The 15,329-nt window shown below is 56.7% G+C and carries 20 protein-coding genes; 13 read left to right on the top strand and 7 right to left on the bottom strand.

Features of this window, described 5'->3' with window-relative positions; translation table 11 throughout:
• Positions 1 to 48: 48 nt before the first annotated feature.
• Together C7459_RS07220 and C7459_RS07215 are read right to left on the bottom strand one after the other, a co-directional pair.
• Positions 49 to 1,302, bottom strand: a complete 1,254-nt coding sequence (locus C7459_RS07220; RefSeq protein WP_170119331.1) for an S-layer homology domain-containing protein — start codon at positions 1,300 to 1,302, stop codon at positions 49 to 51.
• Between the two features lie 85 nt (positions 1,303 to 1,387).
• Positions 1,388 to 2,332 (bottom strand): DNA-3-methyladenine glycosylase family protein, encoded by a 945-nt coding sequence (locus tag C7459_RS07215; RefSeq protein WP_109687858.1) that lies wholly within the window; start codon positions 2,330 to 2,332, stop codon positions 1,388 to 1,390.
• 75 nt (positions 2,333 to 2,407) lie between these two features.
• Between C7459_RS07215 and C7459_RS07210 the strand changes: the two genes are divergently transcribed.
• Both C7459_RS07210 and C7459_RS07205 read left to right on the top strand, forming a co-directional pair.
• On the top strand, positions 2,408 to 3,349 hold the full coding sequence (locus C7459_RS07210; RefSeq protein ID WP_109687857.1) for a GNAT family N-acetyltransferase: 942 nt from the start codon (positions 2,408 to 2,410) through the stop codon (positions 3,347 to 3,349).
• Positions 3,350 to 3,445: 96 nt separating this feature from the next.
• Complete coding sequence (locus C7459_RS07205) at positions 3,446 to 4,267, top strand: DUF2797 domain-containing protein (RefSeq protein ID WP_109687855.1); 822 nt, start codon at positions 3,446 to 3,448, stop codon at positions 4,265 to 4,267.
• Positions 4,268 to 4,307: 40 nt separating this feature from the next.
• On the opposite strand, the gene C7459_RS07200 is transcribed toward C7459_RS07205, so the two are convergent.
• Entirely contained in the window at positions 4,308 to 4,559 is a 252-nt protein-coding gene (locus tag C7459_RS07200) for a YuzB family protein (protein ID WP_109687852.1), read from the bottom strand.
• An 83-nt stretch (positions 4,560 to 4,642) separates the two neighbouring features.
• Here C7459_RS07200 and C7459_RS23240 point away from each other — a divergent pair, with 83 nt between their 5' ends.
• Both C7459_RS23240 and C7459_RS07195 read left to right on the top strand, forming a co-directional pair.
• Positions 4,643 to 4,960 (top strand): hypothetical protein, encoded by a 318-nt coding sequence (locus tag C7459_RS23240; RefSeq protein ID WP_170119330.1) that lies wholly within the window; start codon positions 4,643 to 4,645, stop codon positions 4,958 to 4,960.
• 2 nt (positions 4,961 to 4,962) lie between these two features.
• On the top strand, positions 4,963 to 6,276 hold the full coding sequence (locus C7459_RS07195; RefSeq protein WP_170119329.1) for a helix-turn-helix domain-containing protein: 1,314 nt from the start codon (positions 4,963 to 4,965) through the stop codon (positions 6,274 to 6,276).
• 7 nt (positions 6,277 to 6,283) lie between these two features.
• Here C7459_RS07195 and lepB read toward each other — a convergent pair whose 3' ends face one another.
• A complete protein-coding gene (lepB, locus tag C7459_RS07190; protein WP_109687848.1) occupies positions 6,284 to 6,817 on the bottom strand; it encodes a signal peptidase I in 534 nt (177 codons plus the stop codon).
• Between the two features lie 89 nt (positions 6,818 to 6,906).
• Entirely contained in the window at positions 6,907 to 7,074 is a 168-nt protein-coding gene (locus C7459_RS23235; protein WP_170119328.1) for a hypothetical protein, read from the bottom strand.
• 105 nt (positions 7,075 to 7,179) lie between these two features.
• On the opposite strand from C7459_RS23235, the gene C7459_RS07185 reads away from it, so the two are divergent.
• From C7459_RS07185 to C7459_RS07155, 7 genes are all read left to right on the top strand, one after another.
• A complete protein-coding gene (locus tag C7459_RS07185; protein WP_109687846.1) occupies positions 7,180 to 7,710 on the top strand; it encodes an NADPH-dependent FMN reductase in 531 nt (176 codons plus the stop codon).
• Between the two features lie 2 nt (positions 7,711 to 7,712).
• Positions 7,713 to 8,084, top strand: coding sequence for a sirohydrochlorin chelatase (locus tag C7459_RS07180; protein WP_109687843.1), 372 nt, complete (start codon positions 7,713 to 7,715; stop codon positions 8,082 to 8,084).
• A 56-nt stretch (positions 8,085 to 8,140) separates the two neighbouring features.
• Entirely contained in the window at positions 8,141 to 8,383 is a 243-nt protein-coding gene (locus C7459_RS07175; protein ID WP_109687841.1) for a hypothetical protein, read from the top strand.
• A gap of 16 nt (positions 8,384 to 8,399) precedes the next feature.
• Entirely contained in the window at positions 8,400 to 8,594 is a 195-nt protein-coding gene (iscX, locus tag C7459_RS07170) for a Fe-S cluster assembly protein IscX (protein WP_109687839.1), read from the top strand.
• Between the two features lie 97 nt (positions 8,595 to 8,691).
• Positions 8,692 to 8,925, top strand: a complete 234-nt coding sequence (locus C7459_RS07165) for a hypothetical protein (protein WP_109687836.1) — start codon at positions 8,692 to 8,694, stop codon at positions 8,923 to 8,925.
• 91 nt (positions 8,926 to 9,016) lie between these two features.
• Entirely contained in the window at positions 9,017 to 9,448 is a 432-nt protein-coding gene (locus tag C7459_RS23620; RefSeq protein WP_211320357.1) for a YuzB family protein, read from the top strand.
• A 109-nt stretch (positions 9,449 to 9,557) separates the two neighbouring features.
• Positions 9,558 to 11,060: a leucyl aminopeptidase gene (locus C7459_RS07155; RefSeq protein ID WP_109687834.1), complete on the top strand. Its 1,503-nt coding sequence runs from the start codon at positions 9,558 to 9,560 to the stop codon at positions 11,058 to 11,060.
• 51 nt (positions 11,061 to 11,111) lie between these two features.
• Here the strand turns inward: C7459_RS07155 and C7459_RS07150 are convergent, their stop codons facing one another.
• Positions 11,112 to 11,930 carry a HoxN/HupN/NixA family nickel/cobalt transporter gene (locus C7459_RS07150; RefSeq protein WP_109687832.1) on the bottom strand — a complete coding sequence of 273 codons (819 nt, stop codon included), beginning with the start codon at positions 11,928 to 11,930 and terminating at the stop codon, positions 11,112 to 11,114.
• Positions 11,931 to 12,069: 139 nt separating this feature from the next.
• On the opposite strand from C7459_RS07150, the gene C7459_RS07145 reads away from it, so the two are divergent.
• On the top strand, positions 12,070 to 12,837 hold the full coding sequence (locus tag C7459_RS07145; protein WP_245884436.1) for a S1C family serine protease: 768 nt from the start codon (positions 12,070 to 12,072) through the stop codon (positions 12,835 to 12,837).
• A 95-nt stretch (positions 12,838 to 12,932) separates the two neighbouring features.
• Here the strand turns inward: C7459_RS07145 and C7459_RS07140 are convergent, their stop codons facing one another.
• Complete coding sequence (locus tag C7459_RS07140) at positions 12,933 to 13,655, bottom strand: aspartate/glutamate racemase family protein (protein ID WP_109687830.1); 723 nt, start codon at positions 13,653 to 13,655, stop codon at positions 12,933 to 12,935.
• Positions 13,656 to 13,867: 212 nt separating this feature from the next.
• Here C7459_RS07140 and C7459_RS07135 point away from each other — a divergent pair, with 212 nt between their 5' ends.
• Entirely contained in the window at positions 13,868 to 15,274 is a 1,407-nt protein-coding gene (locus C7459_RS07135; protein ID WP_109687828.1) for an aminotransferase-like domain-containing protein, read from the top strand.
• The last annotated feature ends 55 nt before the right edge of the window (positions 15,275 to 15,329 follow it).

Here is a 15,329-nt window from a genome sequence, read left to right as displayed (position 1 = left end):
GCGAGCGTGGTTGAGGGCTCTTTTTCCAAAGTGCGTCCAAAGTACGTCCTACTTCACCGGGGTTTCCGGGGACAGTTTGTCGTCGTACTTCGATCCCGACTTCATAACGTTGATCTGGATGACGGTGTTGTCGATCACGATCAGACGCACGTTGTCGTCAGCCTTGAATGTGGTGGTCTTGCCGAGTTCACCGTTGAGCAGGATTTTAACATCCTTCGCCACCGGCAGGGTCAGGACGCGGTTGGACTTTTTCTCACGGTCTTTGTCCTTCACGATCGCGATGGAACCTGCAGCATTGGGAGTCGGTGCGGTGTACGCGATGACTTTGCCGCTCGCGTAGGACTCGATTTCCACTGGGTCCGGGGTGACAGCCTTCGCTTGGGCGAATACAATCTCCCCGGTTTGGTTCAGCAGTACACGAACCCACATGTTCGGTTTCAGGTCGCTCCATTGCGAGATCTGGTTGCCAAGGAACACGTAGGATTGGCTGGCGATCTTGTAGGTGACTTCCTGCTTGGTCGAGGTCGTGAAGGTCAGTTCTGTCGCGGACACGGTCTTCAGCGAGCCTTGCAGTTGGCCTTGGGTCTGGTGCTGGCGGTCGGTGTCGTACTCAAACAGATGCTCCGCGTTGCAGAGGATGACCGCCAACTCGTTGCGTTTGACCGGCTTGTGCGGTTGGAAGGTGTGGTCGGTGTAGCCAGAGATGATTTTTTTGTCGGCGGCCACCGCTATGTACCCCACTGCATCCGCATCGATTTCCTTCGCATCGTTGAAGTTCAGGGTATCCTGCATGTGGGCTTTTGCTTCTTCATTGAGTCCCATCGCACGGACGACCAACTCGGTGGTCCATTCACGGTCTGCAGACGCTTGCGGGCTCAGTGCAGTCTTGGCATCGAGGAATCCTTTTTCAATCGCAATGGAGATGTACGGTTTCGCCCAATCGGAGACGGTGGCTGCGTCGGTCAGGTCGAGCGTGATGTCCTTGGCGAGCGCGTTGGCTTCGTCGGCCAGCCCCATCGCACGAACGGTCATGACGATCGCTTCTTCATGCGAAACGTTGTTGCTCGGTTGGAATTTGCCATCGCCGTAGCCGTTGATGACGCCTTTGGAATTCATCTCGGTGATGAAACGGAGCGCCCAGTCGTCTTTGGAAACGTCGTTGAATTTCACTGCGAATTTATAGTTGCCCTTGACTTGGAAGTCTGGGCGGTCGTTTTTGTCGGGCATCGTGGCGAATGCCGAAGTAGCTCCCAAGGAAGAGACCAACGTAAGTGCAAGCAGTGCTGTCATTTTGTTTTTCATAAATCTACCAGCTCCTTTTTGTGGTTGTCTGCCATAAGGTACGGCTGGTCGATTCTTCCTGTGGGGGTAGCCATCAACAAATTTTTTAATTGCCTGTCGATTTCTGCTTTTTCGCCTGCGCTTTTGCCAGCCCCAGCGCTGTCCAGAGGTAGTAGGTGACATAGGATTCATAGCCTGCCCACGCCGTTGCCCGCTCCCGTACTTCCGGCTCTGTCGGCTGGTGATCGAGGCCATAAAAATGTTGGATCGCGTTGCGCAACCCGATGTCGGCCGCCGGAAGCAGGTCAGGGCGACCGAGGCCGAACAGCAGGACACACTCGGCTGTCCAGCGCCCGATGCCACGCAGTTTGACCAGCGTGGCGATCGCTTCGTCATTGTCCATCTGCTCCAGTGCGGCGAGGTCGATCTCCCCGTTCACCACGCCGCGTGCAAAGTCGATGATGTACTCGGCCTTGCGTTGCGAATACTTGAGCGGGCGCAGGTCTTCATACTGGAGGCGGGCGATCTGCTCTGGTGTCGGAAACGCGTAGACCGAACGTCCGTTCAGCTCAATGCGAGTGCCGCACAACTCGACCAGCGCTCGCTTCAAGTTCTCGGCGAACGTCAGGTTGACTTGTTGGCCGATGATCGACAGGATCATCGATTCAAACGGATCGGCTTCCAACAGGAGATTCAGTCCCGACAGTTGGTCGATGATCCCGCAGAGCACAGGGTCGCCGGACATTTTTGCATAGAATGGGTAGAGCGGGCGGTCGAGGGAGAGCATATGTCGCCAGAGGCGCATCGCTTTTTCGGCAACCGCTTCATCAGGAGCCCCCTCGACGTGCAGGTGGAACTCCGGGGCATCCGAGCCTTGGTTAGGGCAAGAGACGCGTACAAATACGTGGTGCCCGTCGATCAGATGGGCGCGGCCGAGATGCTGATCCCCAATGTCATACAGATAGCTGTTGCTGGAGGTGACGATGCGCTCTCGAAAAAAATCGAAGCGATAGGGAGCTTGTGGAGTTATCGTATAGGTAGAAATGTTCATGTGAGGTAGGCTCCTTTCATTTCGGCGACACTAAGGTATAGTAAAGGCAGTAGGAAGTCAAATGGAGGGTGCAACATGGAGATCTACATACGGCCAGTGCGGCCTGGTGATGTATTCGCCATCACGCGTACTGTATTGGCAGCACGCGGGTTTCGCGGTGCAGAATTGGAGCGACAACTGGAGCGTGACCTGCAACGGTTTCGCGAGCAGAACATCATCGAACTGATCGAGTCGGACACATGGGTCGCCGTCGACGGCAGCCGCATGGTTGGCGTGATGCGCTACGGCGAGTTCGAGGGCGACGTTCATCTGACGAAGCCGGACATCGACCCGGCGTTTGACGAAGCGACCGTGACGGGCGCTTTTTTGCAGAGATTCTGGCAGCTGGTCTCCCCTGAGACTCGCAAGGCGGTGTACCTCGACTATGCCGACGCAGCGGGGCACACGCTGGGTGACGTTTTCATGCAGAATGGCTTCCACAAGCTGATCGACCGCTTCGACATGCGATTGAAGCTGACGAAGGAGATCAAACCTGTAACGCAACTGCTGACTTACTCCGCGTATTCCCCCAAAACGCACGATCGCTTCTACGAAGCGTTTCGAGCGTCTTTTGCCGGATCGCTCGACCCGATGATGGAATGGGATGCCGCGCACCCGGAACAGAGTTTCGAGATGTTCCGCGATCGTTTCGGGGAGTTCGACCCCAACTTGTGGGTGCTGGCGACCGATGCTGCGGGTCGCGACGTCGGGTTTGCCCTGTTCCAGACCTTCCGAGGTGGGCGTTATGACGGGACGACGATGCTGTTGTACATGGCGGTGCTCCAAGGTGCTCGCGGGCAGGGCTACGGTGAGGAGATCACGCGAGAAGGGTTGCGTCGGGTGCGCAAACGCGACGGTTCCAACGCGGTGGTCGCCCTCACGGTGACGCGTGGCAACAAACCGGCCGAACGCATCTATGAACGCCTCGGATTCCAGCCGATTGAGCAATTCACCGTCTACAACATGTTACGAGCGTAGAGCGATTCTAAACAAATCTGGATCAGGTGCAGAGTACACTTACTTTTTGGTACAATCAGTCTAGCATACTGAGGCGTACTAGAAAGGGTGTTCAGCATGACCACATACCAAGGATTTTTGAGCGAATTGCGCCACCAACCGGAATCTCCGGTCGCGTACTTTCTGAAAGTCGGCGAGCAGACGGTTGCGCTCAACGAACTGATCGGCACGAAATTGACCTTGACGTTTCTTGAGGAAAAAGCCTGCTGCTCGTGCGGGCGCAAGGTGAAGGGCAAACTGTATGGCGGGGGCTATTGCTACCCGTGCGTGACGACGCTGGCGGAGTGCGACTTGTGCATCATGAAGCCGCATGAGTGCCACTTCGACAAAGGCACGTGTCGCGACGAAGCGTTTGCCCAGACGCATTGCATGATCCCACACTACGTCTACCTCGCGCTCTCTTCGAACGTGAAGGTCGGACTGACCCGCAAGCATCGCGAATTGACGCGTTGGGTTGACCAAGGCGCGATCCGCGCGATTCCGATTGCCGAGTTGCCAACCCGCAAGATGGCGGGCGAGTTGGAGATGATCATCGCCGAGCATATCGCCGACAAAACGGACTGGCGTAAAATGCTCAAAGGCGTTTTCGAGGAAGCAGATCTGTTCGATGTGCGCGCCCAGATGAAAGCGATCGTGCCGGAAGAGTTCCAGCAGTATCTGTTCGATGTCGACCAATTGTTCGAGTTTACGTATCCGATTCTGGAGACGCTGGAGAAGGTCAAGTCGATCGGCTTTGACAAGGAACCGACGATTGAAGGCAAGTTGATCGGGATCAAGGGGCAATACCTGATCTTCGACATCGGCGTGCTGAACATCAAAAAGCACAGCGGCTACAAAGTCGAAGTCACCACCAACGCAGCTGTCGAACAAACCGCATAGGCAAAAAAAGCCCGGGCCGCTCTCACGGCCGGGCTTTGTCTTAGAATTCCGACTCCCACGCGCTCAGTTCCTGTTGAATCAGCTCGCGGATCTGGGTGAGCAGGACTTCGCGGTCTGCGTTGGCGAGCAGTTCGCCGTTGACGTAGACATAGGGTGTCGAGGCGCACATCGTGCAGTTGCTCAAGCATGGCGTGCGGATGGCGCTGACGCCGGGGAAGTCCTCCTCGAGCTGTTCGAGGTCGAGCGCGGAGGCCGGGTTGATGTCACAGACTTCGACGATCACGATCCCCATCGGGGAGCCCCCTTACATGTTTGGGATGAGTTGTCCCTTAGTGTACCAAGAATAAGAACAACGAAGCAAGGGAGTTGTCGCAGATGAACGTTGATAAAAAATCTCTCGGCTATGTAGAACTGACTCATTTTTCCTTCCAAGATGAACAAGGTACGGTGGAGTTCGCGGTGTTGCCGCTTCCGCCGCAATACCTGCTCGGCATGGCGATGGGTTCTAAGCTCGTCGTGCTTTCCACTCCATACGAGGGCACCGCGTTGTTCCAGCAAGGCGTGACGGCAGAAGAGGTGCAGGAGAAGTTCGGCCTGCAAAACCGCGAGGAAGCGGTTCGCCTGTCGGTGATGCTGATGACCGCGTTCATGGAGATGCCGGGTGCCGGTCACACGCCGCACATCATCCTCTAATCGTGACGCTGGGAGCCAGACTGCGTGCGCTGCGGCAACAGGCCGGCCTCTCGCAACGCGAATTGGCGGACGGCCTGGTGAACAAGAGCATGATCAGCCAAATTGAGTCCGACCGCGTCCAGCCGTCCAGAGAGCTGTTGCTACAGCTTGCCAGACGATTGGGCGCGGACTCGGACCTATTGCTCCCTGCAAAGCTGGACGACCAAGAACGTCTGGCCCGTTACAAGCGGGCACAGGCGTTTTTCACACTTCACCACTACGCACAAGCGCTCCCCATCCTAGAAGACTGCCTGCCGATCTCACACCCCGCGTGGACTCCATACGATCTACATTTCCAAATTGCCGTCTGTTATCAACGTTTGGAACAACCTGTATTGGCGTTGCCTCATTACGAGGCGGCGCTGGAGATTGCGATCCGACAAGATCGCGCGGACGACGTCTACGACTTGTACAAGCGTCTAGGTGAAGCGGCCGTCCTGTGCGAACGATGGGCGTTGGCCTTGCATTGGTTGATGCATGCCTACCAAATCTCCGAACCAGACCTGCAACGGCTCACGTTGTGTGTTGGGTTGGCGCGCGCGCACCAGGCGCTAGGACAGGAGGAACAGGCGGAACGCTTCTGGGTGGAGGCTGCGAGATGGAATGACGAACGACCGCATCGTCTGGGCAGCACCCGTACCCGAGCGGAGATCGCTGCAGGGCTGGGCGGTCGTTTTTTAGCACAGGGCAAGTTGCAGGAGGCCGAGGAGCAGTTGCAGGTGGCACAAGCGCTCTACGAGCAATGCGGCTTGCCAGAAATGGCGTTGCAGGTCCGGGTGCAACGCGGTGTCCTCCTGTGCCAGCAAGGGCAGCACCACGCGGGATTCCTCTGGCTGGAAGCGTGTCGAGCACACGCTGCCCAGTCAGGAGATCCATCGCTACAAGCCGAGATCTTGCGCGAGATGGCGGTGATCCGACGTGGAGAAGGGCAGCTGCTCGAGGTGATATCCTTGCTGGAGGAAGCCTTGCAAACGGTTGCTGGAATTTCTGGGGAGCTCTCCACGCGCTTGCTCGCCCGCCTCAACTACGAGTACGCTGATGCACTCGCCGCCGCAGAACTGTGGATGAAGGCTCGCGAACAGGCAGAGCAGGCGGTAGGGCTGTTGCAGGAGCACCGCCTGCAGCGCGAATTGCTGGCGGCGTACCGACTGCTCTCCACGATTGCCAAGCAACTTGGCGATTACAAGCAAGCCAGCGAATACCTGACCCAGTCGCAAGCGTTGTTCACACAGCAGATTGGCTGGTGGACATCAAAAAGCCTACGGACGATCCCGTAGGCTTTGTTTAGCGTGTGACGGAATGAGGGGCAGGGTAGAGGATGTAATCGACGCGGCCTTTGAGTGTCGCGATCTCGATCAGACCCACTCGCTGGTCGCGGCTGTCCATCGAGGCCAGCGGATGTCGATTGTCCCCCATCACGAAAACACAGCCAGGGGCGACAGTTACCGGAGGAAAGTCTTCGGTGACCGTGTCGATATACGTTTCGTCCTGGGGGGTGCGGTTGACGAAGAGATGACCGTCGCGCATCTCCACCACATCACCGGGCAGGCCGATGATTCGCTTGATAAAATCACGGGTGTCATGCGGGGCAGGAAACACCACCACATCTCCGTGCTTGGGGTTCTCAAAGGTGTAGGCGAGCCGGTTGAGGTACACGCGGGTATCGTCGTGGAGCGTAGGCATCATCGAGGTTCCTTCGATCCGGGTCAACGCGAAGACATGGTCGCGGATGACCAAGTTCAGCAGGAACGCGATGAGCACCACAGATGTCCAATTGAACAGTTCACGCAACCATCTCTGTCTGATTTTTGTGAACATCTAGGAAGGGAACCCCCTTTGCGATCAAGTACGAATTTATAGTTGTTTTATTCGCGCTGGTGCAAGAGGATTCCTTTTCCAAAAGGGGATCATTTTCCGCCGCCAGATCCGCTGGTGGTGCCTCCGCCACCTGTGGCTCCACCGCCAGACCCGGTGTTTTGCGGATTGCGTTGCGGGTCTTGGTTGCTGGAACAGGCCGTGAGCAGCACACCGACTGTCAGCAGGAGGCAGAGGACTCGCGTTGCTGGTTTTTGCATTGAACTCACCTCCCTCGTCGGTAGTATGTCCATTTTGTGGTTGACGACTATCTATACATTATCGTATTGTAAGTGGTAGAAATTTCATTAGGAGGTTTTATTTACATGAAACTTGTTGCTCTCGTTGGTTCTCTGCAAAAGGAATCGAAGTCTACCAAAGGTCTGCGCGTCGCAGCCGAAGCTGCACGTCAAGCCGGCGCAGAAGTGATTGAATGGTCTCTGCGTGAGCAGCCGCTCCCGATCTATGATCCGGAATCGGAGAAGTCGGGCGAGAACGTTGAAGCGTTCATCAAGGCGATGAGCGAAGCGGACGGCTTTTTGATCGCTTCCCCGGAATACCACAACGGTCCGTCTGGCGTGCTGAAAAACGCGCTCGACTTCGTCGGCTACAATCAATTCGCAGGCAAGCCGGTCGGTCTCGTGGCAGCTGCTGGCGGTCCGATTGCAACCAATACACTGGGGCAATTGGCGACGATTCTGCGCTCCTTGCACGGCTATGTGATCCCGCAGCAAGGATCGATCGGCTATGGGGATGCGTTCAACGAAGACGGTAGCTTCCAGAACCCGAAGATGCAAGAGCGCTTCGAGAAGATCGGCACCGACGTGGTCGCGCTGGTCAAAGGTCTGCGCGGCTAAGAATGCGCGACGCCGTCCTTCTGATCGCGCATGGGAGCCCAGTACCTGCCGCCAACGCGGATGTGCATGCGATGGTGGAGCAGGTGCGGGCCCGGCGCGGCGACGTGGTCGTCGAGCCGGCTTTTTTGGAAGGGACGAGCCCGAGCATTCCAGAGGGGATCGCGACCTGTGTGCGCCAAGGCGTACAGCGGGTCGTGGTGATCCCCTTTTTTCTGTTGCCGGGCAGTCACGTGTCGGAGGACTTGCCAGCGTTCGTGGAAGCGGCGCGGGTGGAGCATCCGGGCGTGGAGTTTGTGCTCGGGCAGCCGCTTGGGGCAGATCGCTTGCTCCGCGAGGTGGTCTGGGCGCGAATCTGTGAGCTGGATCATGAATGAGCTCAGGAGTTTCTGGTAGAATGAGGGGTAGATGAAGTCGAGAGGAGTCCTGCGTCATGGAGGAAGCGTTGCTGACGTTTGATTGTCCATCCTGCGGCCACGTGATCACTCCTTCCCCCTTGGAGGGACTGCGTGGGAACCAGATCGCCGTGTGCCCTTCCTGTCAGGCATCGTTCACTCGGACGTTTGCGTTTTATGCGGACGAGTGGGTGTTCGGGATGTGGAGAAGCAGTGAGACGGGGAAAGTAGCCTGTACCTATTACAAGACTGCGTTTGGCGCGTCCGACGTGGATTGCTAGATCGGAGGTTGACGAGATGAACTGGGAAGATGCACAAGACATCGCTGAAGCGCTGAACGAAGCGCATCCGGGCACGGATGTGCTGTCGATGAAGTTTGCCACCCTGCGCAAGTGGGTGTTGGCTCTGGAAGGCTTTGAAGGCGCTGCTGAGGATACCAACGAGAAGGTTCTGGAGGAGATCCAGATGGCGTGGTACGACTTGGTGTCCTAACTCCGAATGAACGTCTGCCGTTTTTATCGGCAGGCGTTTTTTCCTACTCTGGCAGGGCATTCTAGTGGGTAGAATGTCATGTCGAGGAGGAGTGCGCATGGAGTTGGTGTGTCCGCTGTGCAACGGATTGAAGGATGTGCGGGCCATGTGCCGGGCGTGTGGGGTGCGATTGGAGGACGGCGGGATGATCACGGACTATGTGGGGCCTTACTCGCCGTATGAATTGACGCCGCAGATGAAGCAGGAGCATGGCGGGTTGTGTACGCATCTGCTGTATTGTTCGACCTGTGGAGAGCAGACCTATCTGATTGCGCAGAGCGAGTATATTTGACGATCTGGAATTTTTGTACTAGAAGATGTAGAATAGGTGGTGTGCGTAAATTCGATGTAGCGATTGACTATTATAAAGGAGTTGTCCGTGCGTGCCTTCGTCCATAAAGTGGGTATTCTGCAAGAAAAACCTGGAGTTACATACGCAAAAAGTATACGACGCGATGGTGTCGAAATATCCGGATGAGAAGTTTGATATCAAAGACTGCCCGTCCAAAGATCTGTGCTCGCTTTGCAATGATGTACCGTTCGTGTTGCGCAACGGGGCGATCGTCAATGCGAAGGATGCGAAAGACCTGTATTTCAAGCTGGACAATGGCATGCAATTCCTCACCGACAAGCAGTTGGTAGACATCCCGCCAGCGCCGCCTGCACCGCCGAAGGAACCGGCAGCCGCGAAACCGGCAGCACCGAAAGCTGAAGCTGCTCCGAAGGCTGAAGCGGCACCGAAGGCTGAAGCTGCTCCGAAGGCTGAAGCTGCTGAACCAGCGACGAAAGCGGATGAAACGCCGAAATTGGACTAATTCAGTATGTCATGATCTCACCGACCCTTCCGGGGGTCGGTCTTTTCGTAAGATGGCTCGATATAACATGGTAAAGTTCCCCTAAACACATGAGGAGGTCCACCAACGCATGAACTTGAACCTGACCATCCAACTCAAACCGATTGTCGACGTCGCGACTGATGTGCTGATCGTGAACTTGTTCGAAGGTATGACCACCCTGTCTGGTGACACGGGCGCTGTCAACGAAGCCCTTGGCGGTCAGATCGCCGCCCTGCTAGAAACTGGCGACTTCAAAGGACGTCACAAGGAACTAAAAGTCCTCTACCCGTTCGGCAAAATCCAAGCCAAGCGCATCTTCCTCGTCGGACTCGGTGAAGCAGAGGAATTTACCGCCACCCGTGCCCGCCAAGTCGCAGCTGTCGCGGCCAAATCCGCGCGCGACCACAAGGCCAACACTGTGACGAGCGTCGTTCACGGTGCAGGCACGAGCCACCTCGACACCGCGCTCGCCGCTCAAGCGCTGGTTGAAGGTACGCTGATGGGCCTCTACCAAGTCAAGTCGCTCAAGCAAAAACAAACCGAGTCGACCCTGGCCGAGTTCATCATCTGCGAACAGGACGCCAACAACTACCAAGCGATCCACGATGGTCTCGAACGCGGTCGCATCCTCGCCGATGCGACCAACTTCGCACGCGATTTGATCAATTGTCCGGCCAACTTGCTCACACCTGTCCAACTGGCACAGGAAGCGACCGACATCGCGACCCGTCATGGTCTCGGCATTCAAGTGCTCGATGAGCAGGCGTTGCAAGGCCTTGGCATGAATGCACTCCTCGCCATCGGTCAAGGCTCGGTGGAAGAGTCCCGTTTGATCGTCATCAACTACCACGGCAATCCGGATTCCGAAGAAACGCTCGCGCTCGTCGGCAAAGGCATCACCTTCGACACCGGCGGCTACACGCTGAAACCGGCGACGGGCATGGAGAACATGAAGACCGACATGGGCGGAGCAGGTGCAGTGCTCGGCGCGATGGCGGCGATCGGCCAACTGAAACCGAAAGTCAACATCATGGCGGTCATCCCGGCTGCTGAGAATATGGTCTCCGGCAACGCGATCAAACCGGGCGACGTCATCGTCACCATGAATGGCAAGTCGATGGAGATCGTCAACACAGACGCGGAAGGTCGCGTGGTATTGGCCGATGCGATCACTTACGCTCTGCGTCATGGTGCAACCAAACTCGTCGACATCGCGACGCTGACTGGCGCGATCTCCGTCGCTCTCGGTCGCCAAGTGGCAGGGTTGTTCTCCAACGACACCGACTTCTCTGCCATCGTGAAGGAAGCGTTCCACCGCTCCGGCGAGCGGGCGTGGGAGTTGCCCATCATCGAAGACTACAGCAGTGCCTACCAATCGAACGTCGCGGACATGAAAAACGCGGGCAGCCGCGATGCGGGTTCCATCGTCGCGGCGATGATCCTTCGCGAGTTTGTCGAGAACACCCCGTGGGTCCACCTCGACATCGCCGGTGTCGCTCGTGACATCGACGGCTCACAGGACCTCAACCCGCGCGGTGCCACCGGCTTCGGCGTGCGCACCCTCGTCGAGTTGGCCTACCTGCAGGAGTAGCGATTTATCAAAAAAGCCTCGAACACGCACGCGTGTTCGAGGCTTTTTTTCTCAATCCTGAAACAAGCCGAGCTTGAACAGAGACTCGTAGGTGACGAGAATGCCGAGCATCAAAACCACAATCGACGATACCTGTGCCATCAAGTTGCTGAGCCCACGACGTTCGAACAGGCGGGCTTTGCTTTCGGCTTTGAGCAACAGCAAGCCGAGCAGCGAGAGTGATAACGCCCCGCCAAATGAGAACGCCAGCACCATCCCGACGCCAAGCGATACCTGTCCGGCTCCTACCGCTGTCAAGAGCATCACCAGCGACGTTGGGCAAGGGATGAGTCCCGTCAGGACGCCGATCGTGAACAGGCTCTTCGTAGAGCGATTCGCGCGGGCGGTGGCGGCGGTCACACCTGAGCCGTCGAGAACGTGCAACTCGTCTTCAAACGTGTGCGAGTGCGCGTGGGCGTGGCCATGATGGTGGTCATGCCCAGCCTCGTCTATGACGTGAACATGTCCATGTGAGCAGACGTAGGTTTTTTCCCGTTCGTTGATCCGACCGAGCGACACGATGGGGGGGAAGAGCATCTGGAGCACCATGCGCCCACCGATCAACGTGATCACGGCACCGGAGATCAGGCTTAACCAAGCTTCAATCTGCTGGGGCAGGAGGTATTGCAAGGCAGTCGTCGCGACGATCGCGAGAAACAGGATCGAGACCGTATGGGCGACTGCGTTCGTGAAACCGAGCAACACCGCATCGCGTGGACGGGCGCGTGAGGAGACGAGGTAGGCGGTCATCACGCCTTTGCCATGTCCGGGCTCTAGGAAATGCAAAGCACCGAGGCCGAGGGCTGCCGGGATGCTGACGAATGGGTCCAAGGGGTTCACCTCCGAAAAGTGACAATGCTTGTCATGACATGTCTATGCAGGACGATCGCCCTTTTTGCCTGTGGAAATCGACAATAGGCTACCGGATGGGGGAGTGGACACATACGATGGTGGTACGAGGTGAGGGGCCGTGAAGAAAAAAGCCAAACCGCAAGCTCGCGTAACCAAAAACGTCAAATTTACGACGGTCAAAATGCGTCGTACACCCGATCTCGCCGCTGGCAACATCGCGGATATTTTTGAGCGTTACCGGGATGCCGTTGTGAACATTGAAGTGGTCAAGCGCGAAAAGGAAACCCCGCGCCGTCGCGATCCGTGGGGCCCGTATCGGGAACCTGAACGCGAGAGCAGCAAGAACACGATGAACATCGGCACAGGTTTTATCTTTGATGCACGGGGCTACATCTTCACCAACGAGCATGTCATCCACGAGGCTGAGCAGATCTTGGTACGGTTCTACGATTCGGAGGATGGAGTTCCGGCCACTGTGGTCGGGAGCAATTATGAGATGGACTTGGCGGTATTGAAGGTCAAACCGCCGAAAAACTGTCGTGTGTTGCCATTTGCAACTTCCAACAATGTGCGCGTCGGCGAATGGGTGGTGGCGATCGGCTGCCCGCTGGGGTTGGATCACTCGGTGACAGTCGGGATCGTTTCCGCGACAGAGCGTCCGGTGATCATCGGGGAGCGCCAGTACCCGCAGTTGATTCAGACGGACGCTGCGATCAATCGCGGGAACTCCGGCGGCCCGCTGATCAACATGCGCGGGCAGGTCATCGGGATGAACACGGCGGTCAGTGCGAGTTCGCAAGGGATTGGGTTCGCGATTCCAGCGGATGTGTTGAAGGAGCAGTTAGGAGCACTACTAGGTACGGAGAGGAAGCGAAGGAAGAGTTGAGGATGGGGAGGACATGAAAAAAACCTGCCGGGTTCGGATGGCAGGTTTTTTTGTGATGTGGATGTCGCGCCAAGCCGCGGTCGCTTTGCTGGTTTTCAACAGGTCAATGTAGCTCCCACTTGCTTGTCAGCCTGTATCGCCAACGCCACCGCCCGCTGCACATGCAACATCGTCGAGTCGAACAAAGGCACCGGCGAATGTTCTTGGGACAGCAACAACATGATCTCTGTACATCCGAGCACGATGCCTTCCGCACCACGCTCGATGAGCGCTTGTACGACGCCTTGGTATTGATGGCGTGAACACTCTTGTACGACGCCTTGACACAGTTCGTCAAAAATGACACCGTTGACCACTGCCTGTTGCTCGTCACAGGGAACGATCACTTCAATCCCATGCAACAACATGCGCTCCCGGTAGAAATCCATCGCCATCGTATACTTGGTTCCTAGCAATCCGACTTTGCGCATCCCTTTGGCGCGGATCGCATCGGCGGTGACGTCGACGATATGCACGAGCGGGATCGACACCGCCGCTTGGACATCGGCTGCCACTTGGTGCATGGTGTTGGTGCAAATCAACAACAGATTGGCACCTGCTCGCTCCAAGTTTTGGCCCGCCTCTGCCAGCAGGTCGGAGGCTTTTTTCCAATCCCCTGCTTGTTGGAGCGCAACAATCTCTGCAAAGTCGAAGCTGTGCATCAAAATCTTCGCTGAATGCAGGCCGCCTCCGTGTTCACGGACGAGCTCATTTAGTTGACGATAGTAGACCGCAGTTGACTCCCAGCTCATTCCGCCAAGCAACCCGATTGTCTTCATGTGTGTTTGAACCTCCATTGTGTGTTGTCTTGCACCAAGCCTACGTGATACGAGTGTGTTCGAAAAGAGCCAATTATACGGAAACTCTCATCCACTTCCGCAGAAACAATTGGTTGGCATTTCGTTGTGAATTGGCTCTTTTAACTTATAGAGGGGCATGACTATGATGGTATGTACGCAACTTGATGGATCGTGAGGAGCGAGGAGACTGTATGACACGCAAGACACTCTACCACACCGTATACCAACGACTTCGATACCTCATCCTCAGCGGGGAATGGTCGATCGGTTCCGCATTGCCATCCGAACGCACGCTGGCGGCCGACTGGGAGGTTTCGCGCAACACGATGGTGCGCGCGCTTACCGAATTAGAGGACGAAGGTCTCATTTATAGCAAGGTCGGCAGTGGTCGCTATGTGCAACCGTTGCCGCCTGTGGAGATGATCTCTCCATTTGATTGGAAAGACCGCTTGCTACAAGAAACGCCACCTGTCTCTAATTTTACGGAATTGCTGCGGTTGAGCGGCTCCGATTCGAAAATCAACTTTGCATTTGGCGAGGGGGGACGCCATACGTTGCTGACTTCTGACTTCGGAGAGCACGTCAACGTCCAACGCATCCTCAAGCATGCCGATGCACATTACTTGACACCGATCAACGGACACCCGGAACTGCGCGAGTGGATCGTGGACATGATGAATCTGGTGCAGATCACCTCGCCGGAGCAAGTGGTGGTCACCAGCGGCTCTCAAGAAGCACTCTGCTTGACCACCAACATTCTCGCGGAGGCTGGTGATGCTGTCGCGGTCGAGATGCCTGCGTTTTTTGGCGCGTTGCATCTGTTTCAGGCGATGGGTCTGCGGATCATCCCGATCCCGATGGATGGGGAGGGGATGCGCGTCGATGTGCTCGAAGGGGTCTTGGCTCGCTTCCGCCCACGTTTCATCTACACGATCCCGACGTTCCACAATCCGACCGGATACACGCTTTCGATGGAGCGCCGGTTGAAACTGCTCGAGCTCAGCGAACGCTACAACATCCCGATCGTTGAGGATGATGCCTACCGCCACCTGCATTTCGAGGAAGCCGCACCTCCTTCCCTGAAATCGCTGGACCAGCACGGCAATGTGATCTACATCAACACGTTTTCCAAAACGCTGTCACCGGGCCTTCGGTTAGGTTGGGTGACTGCGAGCCGGCCGTTCCTGCAGCAGATCGCCAGACGCAAGGAATTGATGGTCACCACGAACACGCTGGCCCAACAGATGCTGCTCTCCTTCATCAAAGAGGGGGATTGGAACGCGCACTTGGAAAAAGCTCGTCAGCAGTACCGTTGCCAAGCGGAGATGATGGGAGAGTACCTGCGACAACTGCGCCCGACCGGCATCTCGTACACGCCTCCGCGCGGTGGGTTCTATTACTGGGTCGCGCTCCCGGAGCACAAGAAACCGGGGGAGATCCTGCGCGAAGCCATCGCCAACGGCGTCCTGCTCGCCACCGGAGACATGTTCCTGTCTCGGGAGGCGGACCAACCGTTCATCCGCCTCTGCTTCAGCCATGAACCAGTCGAGCAGATCGCGACAGGCATGCGCGTTCTCTCCGCAATCTTGAAAGAATAGCGAGTGCTGGAATTGGTGTAGACTAGGTCTGTTCGGTCAGGTTGTGTTCAGGAGG

It is taken from the genome of Tumebacillus permanentifrigoris, assembly GCF_003148565.1.
In the GTDB taxonomy this organism is placed as follows: Bacteria; Bacillota; Bacilli; order Tumebacillales; family Tumebacillaceae; genus Tumebacillus; species Tumebacillus permanentifrigoris.
Note: the sequence above shows the minus strand (reverse complement) of the source record. Positions and strands in the feature narration are given on the sequence as shown.

Bases quoted from the DNA above. Each gene is read 5' to 3' on its own strand.
- C7459_RS07220 (WP_170119331.1), bottom strand. From the start codon at position 1,302: ATGAAAAACAAAATGACAGCACTGCTTGCACTTACGTTGGTCTCTTCC.
- C7459_RS07215 (WP_109687858.1), bottom strand. From the start codon at position 2,332: ATGAACATTTCTACCTATACGATAACTCCACAAGCTCCCTATCGCTTC.
- C7459_RS07210 (WP_109687857.1), top strand. From the start codon at position 2,408: ATGGAGATCTACATACGGCCAGTGCGGCCTGGTGATGTATTCGCCATC.
- C7459_RS07205 (WP_109687855.1), top strand. From the start codon at position 3,446: ATGACCACATACCAAGGATTTTTGAGCGAATTGCGCCACCAACCGGAA.
- C7459_RS07200 (WP_109687852.1), bottom strand. From the start codon at position 4,559: ATGGGGATCGTGATCGTCGAAGTCTGTGACATCAACCCGGCCTCCGCG.
- C7459_RS23240 (WP_170119330.1), top strand. From the start codon at position 4,643: ATGAACGTTGATAAAAAATCTCTCGGCTATGTAGAACTGACTCATTTT.
- lepB (WP_109687848.1), bottom strand. From the start codon at position 6,817: ATGTTCACAAAAATCAGACAGAGATGGTTGCGTGAACTGTTCAATTGG.
- C7459_RS23235 (WP_170119328.1), bottom strand. From the start codon at position 7,074: ATGCAAAAACCAGCAACGCGAGTCCTCTGCCTCCTGCTGACAGTCGGT.
- C7459_RS07185 (WP_109687846.1), top strand. From the start codon at position 7,180: ATGAAACTTGTTGCTCTCGTTGGTTCTCTGCAAAAGGAATCGAAGTCT.
- C7459_RS07180 (WP_109687843.1), top strand. From the start codon at position 7,713: ATGCGCGACGCCGTCCTTCTGATCGCGCATGGGAGCCCAGTACCTGCC.
- C7459_RS07175 (WP_109687841.1), top strand. From the start codon at position 8,141: ATGGAGGAAGCGTTGCTGACGTTTGATTGTCCATCCTGCGGCCACGTG.
- iscX (WP_109687839.1), top strand. From the start codon at position 8,400: ATGAACTGGGAAGATGCACAAGACATCGCTGAAGCGCTGAACGAAGCG.
- C7459_RS07165 (WP_109687836.1), top strand. From the start codon at position 8,692: ATGGAGTTGGTGTGTCCGCTGTGCAACGGATTGAAGGATGTGCGGGCC.
- C7459_RS07155 (WP_109687834.1), top strand. From the start codon at position 9,558: ATGAACTTGAACCTGACCATCCAACTCAAACCGATTGTCGACGTCGCG.
- C7459_RS07140 (WP_109687830.1), bottom strand. From the start codon at position 13,655: ATGAAGACAATCGGGTTGCTTGGCGGAATGAGCTGGGAGTCAACTGCG.
- C7459_RS07135 (WP_109687828.1), top strand. From the start codon at position 13,868: ATGACACGCAAGACACTCTACCACACCGTATACCAACGACTTCGATAC.